The organism is Micromonospora sp. ATLC16, from assembly GCF_057196645.1.
The window spans coordinates 1-12,276 of the sequence record NZ_JBXUOW010000102.1 but is presented as its reverse complement, the minus strand read 5'-3'; the positions used below and the strand labels follow the sequence as shown (position 1 = coordinate 12,276).

At 73.5% G+C, this 12,276-nt stretch carries 11 protein-coding genes and 1 pseudogene; 11 read left to right on the top strand and 1 reads right to left on the bottom strand.

Annotated features, from left to right (window positions below; all coding sequences use genetic code 11):
* Positions 1-232 precede the first annotated feature (232 nt).
* Both AC2CHE_RS25250 and AC2CHE_RS25245 read left to right on the top strand, forming a co-directional pair.
* A complete protein-coding gene (locus AC2CHE_RS25250; RefSeq protein ID WP_484507339.1) occupies positions 233-904 on the top strand; it encodes a BON domain-containing protein in 672 nt (223 codons plus the stop codon).
* A 150-nt stretch (positions 905-1,054) separates the two neighbouring features.
* Positions 1,055-2,116 carry a glycosyltransferase family 4 protein gene (locus AC2CHE_RS25245; RefSeq protein WP_484507340.1) on the top strand — a complete coding sequence of 354 codons (1,062 nt, stop codon included), beginning with the start codon at positions 1,055-1,057 and terminating at the stop codon, positions 2,114-2,116.
* A gap of 10 nt (positions 2,117-2,126) precedes the next feature.
* Here the strand turns inward: AC2CHE_RS25245 and AC2CHE_RS25240 are convergent, their stop codons facing one another.
* Entirely contained in the window at positions 2,127-3,761 is a 1,635-nt protein-coding gene (locus AC2CHE_RS25240; protein ID WP_484507338.1) for a serine/threonine-protein kinase, read from the bottom strand.
* 181 nt (positions 3,762-3,942) lie between these two features.
* On the opposite strand from AC2CHE_RS25240, the gene AC2CHE_RS25235 reads away from it, so the two are divergent.
* From AC2CHE_RS25235 to AC2CHE_RS25195, 9 genes and pseudogenes are all read left to right on the top strand, one after another.
* Entirely contained in the window at positions 3,943-4,773 is an 831-nt protein-coding gene (locus tag AC2CHE_RS25235; protein WP_484507337.1) for a patatin-like phospholipase family protein, read from the top strand.
* The gene (locus AC2CHE_RS25230; protein ID WP_484507336.1) at positions 4,773-5,789 is read left to right on the top strand and encodes a 1-acyl-sn-glycerol-3-phosphate acyltransferase; all 1,017 of its coding nucleotides are present in this window, start codon (positions 4,773-4,775) and stop codon (positions 5,787-5,789) included. Before AC2CHE_RS25235 ends, AC2CHE_RS25230 begins: the two co-directional genes overlap by 1 nt.
* 9 nt (positions 5,790-5,798) lie before the next feature.
* On the top strand, positions 5,799-6,119 hold the full coding sequence (cutA, locus tag AC2CHE_RS25225) for a divalent-cation tolerance protein CutA (RefSeq protein ID WP_281564551.1): 321 nt from the start codon (positions 5,799-5,801) through the stop codon (positions 6,117-6,119).
* Positions 6,120-6,167: 48 nt separating this feature from the next.
* A complete protein-coding gene (locus tag AC2CHE_RS25220) occupies positions 6,168-9,683 on the top strand; it encodes an SCO7613 C-terminal domain-containing membrane protein (protein WP_484507335.1) in 3,516 nt (1,171 codons plus the stop codon).
* A gap of 108 nt (positions 9,684-9,791) precedes the next feature.
* Complete coding sequence (locus AC2CHE_RS25215; RefSeq protein ID WP_484507334.1) at positions 9,792-9,914, top strand: hypothetical protein; 123 nt, start codon at positions 9,792-9,794, stop codon at positions 9,912-9,914.
* A gap of 34 nt (positions 9,915-9,948) precedes the next feature.
* Positions 9,949-10,218 (top strand): annotated as a pseudogene (locus AC2CHE_RS25210) (hypothetical protein); the annotation flags it as partial.
* 124 nt (positions 10,219-10,342) lie between these two features.
* Positions 10,343-10,648 carry a DUF4097 family beta strand repeat-containing protein gene (locus AC2CHE_RS25205; RefSeq protein WP_484507341.1) on the top strand — a complete coding sequence of 102 codons (306 nt, stop codon included), beginning with the start codon at positions 10,343-10,345 and terminating at the stop codon, positions 10,646-10,648.
* Positions 10,649-10,717: 69 nt separating this feature from the next.
* Positions 10,718-11,011, top strand: a complete 294-nt coding sequence (locus tag AC2CHE_RS25200; protein ID WP_484507333.1) for a 4a-hydroxytetrahydrobiopterin dehydratase — start codon at positions 10,718-10,720, stop codon at positions 11,009-11,011.
* Positions 11,008-12,156 (top strand): FHA domain-containing protein, encoded by a 1,149-nt coding sequence (locus AC2CHE_RS25195; RefSeq protein ID WP_484507332.1) that lies wholly within the window; start codon positions 11,008-11,010, stop codon positions 12,154-12,156. Before AC2CHE_RS25200 ends, AC2CHE_RS25195 begins: the two co-directional genes overlap by 4 nt.
* Positions 12,157-12,276 lie beyond the last annotated feature (120 nt).

Here is a 12,276-nt window from a genome sequence, read left to right as displayed (position 1 = left end):
GGGTGACGCTGCGTCTGGTCGCGATCTGCGCGCTTACCGCCGCGCTGGACACGCCGGCCCCGCAGCCGCCGCCGTGGTGAGCTGGGACGGGTGTGCGCCCCCCGGGGGGCCCCCCCCCCCCCCCGCCGCCCTTCCTCCGTCTCAGGCCCGGTTCACCCCGACCGGGTGAACCGGGCTCACCCCGCCGGCCGGCAGCCTCGGGGGGACAAGACCTGAGGCGGATGGGGGTGCCATGACCGCGACGACGGTGACCCGCAGCGACGACCGGATCCAGCGCGACGTGCTCGACGAACTCGCCTGGGACGCGCAGGTGCACTCGACCGACATCGGGGTGAGCGTGCGCGACGGGGTGGTTTCGCTCACCGGCGGCGTGGACAGCGCCGCCCGCAGGTGGGCGGCGGTGCGTGGGGCACAACGGGTACGCGGGGTGCTGGCGGTCGCCGACGACATCGAGGTACGCCCCACCGGCCCGGTCGACATCACCGACGGCGACCTGGCGATCGCGGCCAGCCGGGCGCTGGAGTGGAACAGTTTCGTGCCGGCCGAGCGGCTGGACCTCACCGTCGCCGACGGTTGGCTGATGCTGCGTGGTGCTGTCGAGTTCGGTTGGCAGCGGCGTACCGCCGAGCGGGAGCTGCGCCGGCTGCGGGGCGTACGCGGTGTCACCAACCTGGTCGGGGTGCAGCCCGCCGCCCCGGCCGACAGCGACCGGGCCCGCACCGACGTGCAACGAGCCCTGCTGCGGGGGATCGGCACGGAACGGGTGACCGTCCAGGTTCGCGACGACACGGTGACCCTGAGCGGGGTGGTGCGGTCCTGGTGGGAGCGGGATCAGGCGGAGCGGATCGCGTGGTCGGCCGAGGGCGTGTGCATGGTACGGGACCAGCTGCTGGTGGGTGGTTGAATCGGCGACCCGGCGCCCGGTTTGTCCGTGCTGGGACCGGGAAGACGCTCGATCCCAGCACGCCAGCCGATCGGGGCCGACGCCTCCGGACAGCGACGGGGAGGGCACGTGGCCGACAACCTTGCGCGTGAGCAGCGATTGCGGATCGCCATGGTCGTGCCGCCCTGGCTGTCGGTACCGCCGCCCGGCTACGGCGGACTGGAACATGTGGTGGCCGGTCTGGTCGACGCCCTGGTCGCCCGGGGGCACGCGGTGACGCTGATGGGTGCCGGTGCCGCGCACGGCACCGCCGCCGATTTCCTCGCCACCCTCGACGAGTTGCAGTTCGACCGCCTCGGGGAGGCGTTGCCCGAACTGGCCCACCTGGCCCGAGTCAACCATCTGCTCAGTGCGGCCGACTTCGACATCGTGCACGACCACAGCACGATCGGCCCGCTGGTGGCCGGCCGGCGGGAGGTACCCACGGTGGCAACCGTGCACGGCAACCCGGTGGGCGAGTACGGCACGGTGCTCAGTAACACCGACCGGGGGGTGGGCCTGGTGGCGATCTCACACACCCAGCGGGGACTGAATCCGCACCTGCCCTGGGTCGGCACCGTGCACAACGCGATGAGCCTCGACGACTTTCCGCGCAAGGACGCCCCCAGTCAGGGACCGGTGTTGTGGCTCGCCCGGTTCAGCCCCGACAAGGGGCCGGATCTGGCCATCCGCGCCTGCCGGGCGGCGGGTCTGCCGCTGGTGTTGGCCGGAAAGTGCAACGAGCACGCCGAGCGGCGCTACTACGACGAGGTGATCCGGCCGATGCTCGGGCCGGACCTCACGGTGGTGCTCGACGCCGACCGGAAGGCCGTGCTGCGGCTGTTGGTCGAGGCGCGCTGCCTGGTCATGCCGATCCAGTGGGAGGAACCGTTCGGCATCGTGATGCTGGAGGCGATGGCCACCGGGACACCCGTGGTGGCGCTGAACCGGGGAGCGGTGCCGGAACTGGTCCGTCCCGGGGTGAGCGGGCTGATCTGTCAACGGCCGGACGAGTTGCCGGCGGCGCTGCGCCAGGCCGCCGACCTCGACCCGAAGGACTGCGTGGCACATGTGGCCCGCACCTTCTCCACGGAGCGGATGGCCATCGGCTACGAGGAGGCCTACCGCCGCTTCCTCGCCGCCGCGGCCCCGCGTGTCGCGGTACGTGAGCCGGTCCGGACCACCCCGGTCTGACCGGTCGCTGTCAGACCTGTGCCGCACCGAGCGCGGTGATCGCCGCGTCCAACTGCTGTGCGTACGCCGGGCTCAACCCGTTCTCGCGCAGTCGGACGGAGACCTTATCCCGGAGTCGGGCGACGCCCGGCCCCAGCTCGCCCTCGCCGTCGGTCACCGCCCGGGTGAGGTTACGCAGCTCGTTGCGCAGGTCGAGGCCGACGTCGTCGCGGATGCCACCGTCGGCGAGACCGGCACCGATCACCTCGTCCAGGCGGTTGGCGGCCTCGACGAGGCTGTCGCCACTCGCGGGCGGGTTCAGTGCGCCGGTCGTCGCGGCCGGTGTGGCCGAGGTGCTCGGCGGTGCGGGACTCGGCGGCACGCTGGCGGTGTCGTCCGGCGGGGCCGGCTCGGACGTCGGCGTCGGTCCGGTCGTGGGTAGCACTGTGGGCGGTCCGGCGTCGTCAGGCAGCAGCGCCGGCACCGCCAGCGCCGCAGCGATCAGCGTGACCGCGGCCGCCGTGACGAGCAGTGGCCGCCGCAGCCGCCGCGGGTCGGCCCCGGAGACCGGAGACGACCCGGCTCCGTCGAGCATGCCGGTGCCGGTCTGCGCGGTGAGCCGGTCCGGATGTCCGGCGGCGGTGTCGACGACGGCACCGGAGGCGACCGAGGTGACCGCCAGCGCGCCTGAGACGGCCTCGTTGCGGGCGGGTTGCAAGGCGGTGGGGCCGGCGGTCGGTGGAACCCAGGCCGGGACCGGGTCGGCGTGGGTCCGTCCCATCGCGGGTAGCGTGACGGTGGGCGCGAGCATCGTGTTGGCCTGCGGATTGGCGGGCAGTATCTGGTCCCGCAGCACGGTGGCCACCTGCCGGGCGGTGGGACGGTCGGCGGGATCCCGCGACAGGCAACGCAGGCAGATCTCGGCCACCGTGGCCGGCAGCCCCGGCACCCCGGCCAGCGACGGTGGTGGGTGCTCGGTGAGCGCGACGCTGAGCTCGTCCCAGGTGTCCGCCGGGTACGGGACCCGGCCGGTCAGGGTCTCGTGCAGCAGCACCCCGAGCGAGTAGACGTCGGTCGCCGGTTGGGCCGGAGCACCGTCGAGCCGTTCCGGCGCCACGTACGCGGGGGTGCCGAAGGTGGCGCCGTCCTCGTCGTCGTCGGGGGCGCCGATCCGGGTGGCGATGCCGAAATCGAGCACCTTCGCGCCGACCTGGGTCATCATCACGTTGGCAGTGGTGATGTCCCGGTGCACGATGCCGAGCCGGTGGGCGGCGGCCAGCGCGTCGGCGACCTGGGCGCCGATCTCCACCGCCTGCGGCCACGGCAGTGGACCCTCGGTGAGCCGGAACTCCAGCTCCTCACCGGCGAGCAGTTCCATCACCACGAACGAGGTGATGGCGCCGTCCGGTGACACCGTCTCGCCGTAGTCGTGCACCGAGGTGACGTTCGGGTGGACCAGCTGTGCGGCCGCGCGGGCCTCTTCGCGGACCATGTCGCGGAACCTGGCGTCGGCGGCAAGCGACGGGGCGAGCACCTTCAGTGCGACCACCCGGTCGAGTACCTCGTCGTGGGTCCGCCAGATCACCGACATGCCGCCGGAGCCGATCTGGTCGATCAGCCGGTATCTGGTGGCCAGCAACCGGCCGGGCTGCAGCGCTGGCTTCACAGATTGCACCTGCCCTCATATGTGGGAGCGGTATCAGGTTGCGCGAATGTTGCCCCCCTGTCAACGGGCTTCGATGGACATGGGATGGGTCCAGATGACCGTCGGGGCGTCGCCGCGGCGGTGTTTCCCCGGCGTAGGGGCGTACGGGACCGTCGGAGCCGGCCGTGCCAGGATGAACGGCATGGCGCGGGGACCGGTGGCTTTCGTGCTCGGCGGCGGGGGCGTCCTGGGCGCGGTCGAGGTGGGCATGTTGCGCGCCCTGTTCCGGGCCGGCATCCGGCCCGATCTGGTGCTCGGCACCTCCATCGGCGCGGTCAACGGTGCCCTGGTGGCCGCCGACCCGTCCGAGGCGGTGACCGATCGGCTGGTTCGGCTCTGGGCCTCCCCGGAGGCCAGCGAGGTGTACGGCGACTCGTTCGCCCGGCAGCTACGGCGCTTCGCCGCCCGTACTCATCTGCACTCGCCCCGGCCGTTGCGGAAGCTGCTGGAGAACGAACTCGGCGCTCAGACCACCTTCGCCGATCTGAAGATTCCGTTCCGCTGCTGTGCGGCGAACATCGAGCGGGCCGCCGAGCACTGGTTCGTCAGCGGGCCGGTGGTGCCGGCGGTCCTCGCCTCCGCCTCGGTGCCGGGGCTGCTGCCGCCGGCCCGCATCGGCGACCAGCACTATGTGGACGGTGGGATCGTCAACTCCATCCCGATCGGCGAGGCGGTCGCGGCCGGCGCCGGCCGGATCTTCGTACTTCAGGTGGGCCGGATCGAGCGGGCGCTGGCACCGCCCCGGCGGCCCTGGGAGATCGCCCAGGTCGCGTTCGAGATCGCCCGCCGGCACCGGTTCGCCCGGGAGATGGCCGCCCTGCCCGACGGGGTGGAGGTGCACGTCCTGCCGACCGGCGGGCTGGAACCGCGCGACGACACTCCGTGGGCGTACCGGGACATGGCGGCGGTGGGCCGGCGGATCAGCCGGGCGTACTCGGCCTCCCGGCACTATCTGGCCAACCTGGAACGCTGATGCCGTTACCGCCGCGTTGGCTGCGCCGACTGCTGCTGGCGCCCGGTGTGGTGCTGCTGGCGATCCTGCTGGTGACCACGGTGCCGCTGTGGGCTCTGCTCGCCCTCGCCGTGTCCCCGTTCGTCCCCGGGCACCTGCGTCCGTTGCGACTGCTCTGGCTCGGCTGCTTCTATCTGGTCTGGGACGCGGCAGCGCTGCTCAGCCTCTTCGGCCTCTGGGTCGGCTCCGGGTTCGGCTGGCGGGTGCGCGCACCGGCCTTCCAGCGGGCCCACTACGTGCTGGCCGGCTGGTTCCTGCGGGTGTTCTTCTGGCAGGCCCGGTGGATGCTGCGGCTACGCATCGACGTGGTCGGCACCGACCCGGACACCGCGCTGCCGGGCCGGCCGGAACTGGTGCTGTGCCGGCACGCCGGTCCGGGAGACTCGTTCATCCTGATCCACGCGTTGGTGAACTGGTTCCGGCGCGAGCCACGGATCGTTCTGAAGGACACCCTCCAGTGGGATCCGGCCATCGACGTGCTGCTCAACCGGCTGCCGAGCCGGTTCATCGCGCCGGGTCGCGACGGCCGGGGCTCGCTGACCGAACAGATCGGGTACCTCGCCACCGGCCTGGACGACGACGACGCCTTCGTGATCTTCCCCGAGGGCAGCAACTTCACCCCGAAACGCCGGCTGCGGGCCATCGCGCGGTTACGGGACCGGGGGCATGAGCGGATGGCGTCGAAGGCGGAGGCGATGCGACACGTGCTCGCCCCACAACCGGGCGGACTGTTGGCGGCGCTGGACGCGGCACCCGACGCCGGGGTGATCTTCGTGGCCCACACCGGTCTGGACCGGATGCTCACCGTCACCGACGTGTGGCGGGAACTGCCGATGGACAAGCGGCTGGTGATGCGGTTCTGGTCGGTGCCGCCAGAGGAGGTGCCGACCGGCCGGCAGGAGCGCATCGACTGGCTCTACGAATGGTGGAGTCGGATAGACGAGTGGATCGCGACCAACCGCGACGACGCGACGTAGGGTGCGCCTGTGGAGCAGATCAGCGTGGTGACGACGGTGGTCGACGCGCGGTCGGTCGCCGATCTGCTGGCCGCCGCCGCGGTGGCCGGGCGGTTGGCGGCCTGCGCGCAGGTGGGCGGCCAGGTGGACAGCACGTACTGGTGGCGGTCGGGGGTGGAGACCAGCACCGAGTGGTCGGTGCAGTTCAAGACCGCACCGGACCGGGTCGACGCGTTGGTCGAGCAGTTGCGGGCCGGCCATCCCTACGAGGTGCCGGAGATTCTGGTCACCCGGGTGGACTGCGGCGATCCGGGGTACGCCGCCTGGGTCTTCGAGCACACCCGCTCCTGAGTACGCGCACTCTGGTAACGGCGGTGCCCGGCCGTCGAGGATGACGGCGTGGACACCGCCTACCCCTGCCCGGCCTGCGGAAGCTCGGCGAATCTGAACTCCGGCTGCACCGGCTGCGGCCGACCGCCGCATCCGGCCGCCGCCGAGGTGATCCGGCTCGACCGGGAGATCGCCGTGCTGGGCGGTGAGGTGCAGCGGACCCGTCAGGCGTACGAGGGGCTGGTCGGGCGGCTGGACACGGTGCGGCGACGGCGGGACGAACTGGCCGCCGCGGTCCGGGCCGAGTTCCCGGTGCCCGCCGCGCCGCCGGGCCACAGCGCCGTACCGGCCGTCGGTGGGCCCCCGGCGCCGACCGGTGATCGGCCCGCTTCCGTCCCGGTGCGCCCGGGTGGCGCGGAGACGTCGACGCGGACCGTGCAGGGCCTGCTCTTCGTTCTGGGTGGCCTGCTGCTCGGCACGGCGGCGACGGTCTTCACCGTGGTGGCCTGGGCGTCGGTCGGCGTGGCTGGTCGGGCAGCGATCCTGCTGGCGTTCACCGCGCTGCTGCTGGCGGTGCCGCTGATCGCACGTCGGCGGGGGCTGCGCGGCACCGCCGAGACCCTCGCCGCCGTCGGGCTGCTGCTGGTGCTGCTCGACGGGTACGCCGCCTGGTCGGTCGACCTGTTCGGGGTGACCGGCTGGCCGGGCAGCCGGTACGCCGCCCTGGTAGCGGCGATCAGCACGGCGGTGACGGTCGGTTACGCCCGGTTGAGTCGCCTGGCCGTGCCGTGGTTCGCCGCGCTACTGGTCGTTCAGCCGCTGTCGCCGCTGCTGGCCGCCGAGGTCCGTCCGGAACCGGCCGGGTGGGCGGTGGTCTTCGTCGGGGTGGCGCTGCTCGACCTGGCGGTGGTGGTGGCGCTGCGGCGGCGGGCCGGTGTCGTCGCGGACGAGGGGGCCGCGACGACCCCGGCGGTACGGCTGGCCGGAACGTTCCTGGCCTGGGCCTGGTTCGCCGGTTGGCTGTTGCTCGCCGCGGGCTGCGCACTGGTGCCCCTGCTGGTCGGTCGGGCGGCCGGCGTACCGCTGCTGGCCGGCGGGCCGATGCTGCTGGTGGCACTCACCGCCTTCGGCGCGGCGTCGCTGGCCGGTGGCGGGCCGGCACGGATGCTGGCGGCCGGCGTGCTGGTGCCGGTGCTGGCGGGTGTCATTCTCCGCCCGGTGGTGGAGTTGCGCGCCTCGGTGTGGCTGCTGGTGGCAGCGCTGGTCGCGGCCGGGCTGGCCGGCGCGCTACGGCTGCTCCCGTCCGGCTGGGGGGCCGGTCCACGCGCGGGGGCGTTGCTGGTGGCCGGCGGCGGCGGGCTGCTGGTGGCGCTGGCGGGACTGCTGCTGGCCGGTGCCGCCGTGGGGCGGTCGTTGCCGCCGTGGCGAGGAGCCACGACGGGTCCGTTGGTCGCCTGGGGTTGGCAACTGCCGGTGGCCGCGGCGCTGACCTCGGTGGCGGTGGCAGTGCTGCTACCCCGGGCGGCGCGGCCGGCGGTGCTGTCGGCCGGTCTCGCCGCGACCGCCTTCGCCCTGCCGGTGGCCTGGGCCGCGCCGTGGCCGGCGGTGGTCGCGATCGACCTCGCGACCGGGGCGGTGCTGCTGGTCGCGGCGGTGGTCCGTTCGACGCTGCCCACCGTGACGGTGCTGACCTCAGCCTTGGCCGGTGCGGCACTGCTCGGGCACGGACTGCTGGTCGGGCTGGCCGACCCGATCGGTGCCTTTGCCGCCTGCGTGGTCGTCCTGGCCGTCGGCCTCGGGGTGGCGGTGGGCGGCCGAGGCGGCGACCGGCTGCGGCGGACGGTGGCCGGTTGCGGGCTGGCTGCCGCGGTGCTCGTGGTGCCGGCGGGGGCGGCGATCGCGCTGATCGGCGTCGGCGTCCCGCCGTGGTGGCAGGCCCGAGGCGCGCTGGCCGCCGTCGCGCTGCCGGCGGTGGCGCTGCTCGCGCTGCGTCGATCCTGGCCCGAACTGGCCGGGTACGCCGCTAGCGGGCTCGCCGTCGTGGGGGTGCTGACCGGGCTGTCGCCCCTGGTCGTGCCGGGTGCCGAGCGGGTGGCGGTGTACGCGTCGGTGGCGGCGTCGCTTGTCGCGCTCGCCGGGTTCCGAGCCCGCCCGGTGGGGCTGCTGCCGGTGGCCGGGCTGGGCCTGGCCGCGGTGGCGGTGCTCGCGGCGGTACCGGTGGTGGTGACCGCTTTGCTGACGCCGTACGGGCCGCCACCCGCCGCGTGGTCCGGTGTTCCGGGAATCCGCCCGTCACCGGACGCGCTACCGACCGGTCTGGCACTGGCGCTGCTGGCACTGGCGGCGGCCCTGTTCGCCTGGCCGGCCAACCGCAGCGCCCCTGCGGGGTCCACGGCTGCGGGGGACAACGCCGGCCGCGCCGGCGCTGGGGACGCCGGGGGCTGGCGGGTCGCCGGGGTGGTGCTGCCCTTCCTGGCCGCCGCCGGCCCGGTGCTGCTGGTCGCCGCCGCCGTGCCCTGGCCGGTGGTGCCGACGGCAGCTCTGCTGGGCGGGGTGGCTCTGTTGCTGACCGTTGCGCTGTGGCACCCGGGCGGACCGTTCGTCGGGGTGGCTGTGCCGGTGGGGCTGGTGCTGGCGGTGGCCGGGCTGCTCAATCTCCAGGCGACCCGGGCCGGCACCCTCGGCGGGTTGGGCCTGTTGGTGGCGGCGGCGACGGTTGTCGGGGTGGGCGGGCGTCACCTCGCGGTACGCGTGCTCGGCTGGCTGGCCGCGGTGGCGGCGGCGACCGGGTTCGCCTTGACCGCCCCGCTGGCCGGCGGGCAGCCGCCTCGCGTGGCGGCGTTCGCGGTGCTCGGCGTCGCCGTGGTCAGCCTCGCGGTCGCCGCGACGCTGCCGTCGAGCCGGTGGAGTCTGCCGGAGGCGCTGGTGGGGCGGGTGCTTGATGCCGCCGCACAGGCGGTGGCGCTGCTCGCACTGCTGCTCACCCTGGGTGCGCTCCGGCATGCCGCGACGATCTGTGTGCTCTGGGGCGTCGCGGTGGGCGTCCGGCTGTTGCGTCGGCAGGAGTCGATCGAGCGGCGCTGGGTCTTCGCCGGCATCGGCGGAGGCAGTGAACTGCTCGCCGTCTGGCTGCTGTTGGCGGCCGGCGGAGTAAGCGTGCTGGAGGCGTACACGGTGCCGCTGGCGACGGTGGCCCTGGGCGCTGGTGCGGTGGGACTGCGTACCCGGCCCGGGTTGAACAGTTGGCTTGCGCTCGGCCCGGGCCTGGCCGCCGTGCTGCTGCCCGGCCTGACCGTCGTGCTGTTCGGCGCCGACCCGGACCCTTGGCGGCGACTGCTGCTCGGCGCCGTCGCGCTCGCCGCGACGCTGCTCGGTGCGGTCCGCCGCTGGCAGGCGCCGGTGCTGCTCGGCGCGGGCACGCTGACCCTGCTGGCCCTGTACGAGCTGGTGAGCAGCTGGGACCTGTTGCCCCGGTGGGCCTTTCTGGCCGCCGCCGGGTCGGCGCTGATCGGCTTGGCGACCACCTATGAGCGCCGCCGTCGGGACCTGCTCCGACTGCGATCCGCCGTCGGCCGCATGAGCTGACGGCCGGCCCACGACCACCCTCGGGCAGGCTGACGGAACCAGCGTCGCCCCAACATCGCCGGCACCGCCACGGACCACGCCGAGGGCGACAACATCGGGGATGTTGCTGTGTCAGGCAGCATCGAAGGCGACAACATCCCTGATGTTGTCGCCCTCGATGTGAGCAACCTCGGACGGGAGTTCGCCGCCCTCGCCGAAAGCGGCGGTGCGGACACCCGTGCGCTGGTCTAGCGACTGACCGGCTCGCTCGAAATGGGCGATCCGGATGACCCTGCTGGACGCGCTGTCGGCCGCCGCCGACGAGGTCACCCGGGATCTGGCTCCCGGTTCCGTCGAACTGCGCCTGCGCGGACGCAATCCGAACTTCGTCGTGACCCTGCCCGCCACCGAGCCGATCGGGGGTACGGAGGACGTCTCGACGACGGTCGGTGGTGCGGCGGACAACGATCTGCTGTTCGCCGAGGACGGCCCGGCAGTGCGGATCAACGTACGCATGCCCGAGCAGCTCAAGAGCGCAATCGAGGAGGCTGCTGCCAAGGAGGGGCGCTCGGTCAACGCCTGGCTGGTCCGGTCGGCAGCCGCCGCCCGCAAGGAGCCCGACCGCGAGCAGCGTCCCGTGCCCCGCGGCAGCGGGAAACGGAGACGCGGTCGTCGGCGACGTGCGGGTACGCAGCGCCAATGGTGCCATCGGCATCGGGCGGGCCGGTGCCGGCGTCGACGTGAAGACCTCCAACGGAAGTATTCGCCTCGGCGAGGTGGTGCGCGGTTCGGTCGTGCTCGGCACCGCCGCGGGCGACCTGGACATCGGCGTCGCCGAGGGCACCGCCGCCTGGCTCGAGGTGAACACGTTCTACGGGCAGGTACGTAACCTGCTGGCGGACGCCAGCCGGCCCGAGGAAGGCGACAAGACGGTCGAGGTATGCGGACGCACCTCGTACGGTGACATCACCATCCACCGCTCCTGACCCCAGCCGGGCCCGGAGACCGTCGCCGCTGGTGGCGGTGGCGCCGGCCGGCACCGGTAGGGTCTGGCCATGGCAGAGGTGCTCACCGCCGAGGCGGTGCGAGACGAGCTGGGTGGGCTGGCCGGCTGGTCGGGAGACCCCACCGGGATCACCCGAACCGTGGAGCTGGCCAGCTTCCCGGACGCTATCGCAGTGGTCGACCGGGTCGCCGTCGCGGCAGAGGAACTGGACCACCACCCCGACATCGACATTCGGTGGCGCACGGTGACCCTCCGCTGCGTGACCCATTCGGTCGACGGGGTCACCATGCGTGACATCCGGCTGGCCCGCCGGATCGACGAGATCGTGGAAGGTGCGCGATGAGGTTCGAGATCAGCAAGGTGCTGGATGCCATCGAGGGGCGGGTCTGCACCGACCCACAGCTGGCCCGCGCGGTGCTCGACCTGGCCGAAATCATTCGCTACCAGGATCTCGACGGCGGGCGGCCAGCCAGTTCACTGCGCCTGGGCATGGTCATCGACGCGCTGGCACGCAGCCTTGAAGAGGACAGCGTCCCGGTCTACGCGGTGGTGCACCGGGGGATGCTTTCCGACGCCGACCTCACCTCCAACGAGCGGATGGTGGTGCGTAGGTGGGCCGATGACGGCCTGGTGGAGGTGCTCGACAACCCGGGTGACCGGATGCTGGAAGTGGCCGATCTGCTCGGCCTGCCGGTGCTCAGCCGGGTCCGCTTCGACGGCCTGCGGGGACGGTTCCCCTGGCTGGTGGAGCAGCCGGGCCGGGTCCTCGCCCCGGTGCCGGGCGCCGGCGGTCCGGTCTTCATCGCCCACGTCGGCGGCGGGCACACACCGGTCGCCGGTCCGCCCGCACCGGCCGGTGCCAAGCTGCTCTCCCGCGAGTGGCGCTGCCCGGAGTCCGGCTGCACCCTGTTCGGTGGTGCCGGCGGCGGGGGAGCCTTCGCCGACCTGGCCCGGATCGACCGCGCACCGACCGGGCAGCCGCCACCGTCGCTGCGCAACGGCGTACCCACCTGCCCCCGACACGGTTCGCGGCTGCGTGACGCCGGGCCTCGGCCCCGCAGCGAGGTCCTCGCGATCCGGGTCGGTGGCCTGATCCGTCGTCGCTTCGTACTCACCGAGGAACAGCCGGTCGTGCTCGGCCGGGCGCCGGAGGGCTCCGGCGGCATCATGCTCGGCCAGTGGCTCAACGACGAGGCGCGGCGTTGGATCAGCCGCAACCACCTGCGGTTGGAGTTGCGCGGCGACGACGTCGTCGCGACCGACGTCAGCACCAACGGCTCCGGCGTACGGCCGGGCGGTTCCCTCACGGAGGCGGACCGGATCCCGCTGGCTCCGCAGCAGTCCCGGGTGCTCGGCGCCGGTGACATGGTGGAGCTGTACCCGGGGGTGCAGGTCGGCCGTCCGAACGAGTTCCCGGCGGGAGCGCCGTACAACCCGGACTCGGTGATGTCCGAGGCCCCGACGATGGCGATGCGCCTGCCGCGCTGAACACCGGTGGGGGGGGGGGGGGGGGGCGGGCGGCCCCCCCCCCCCCCCCCCCGGTCCGAGGCTGGTGGTATGACCGACCAGCTGACCACGCCCCTACAGGTCACTGCGCGACTCCGCGCA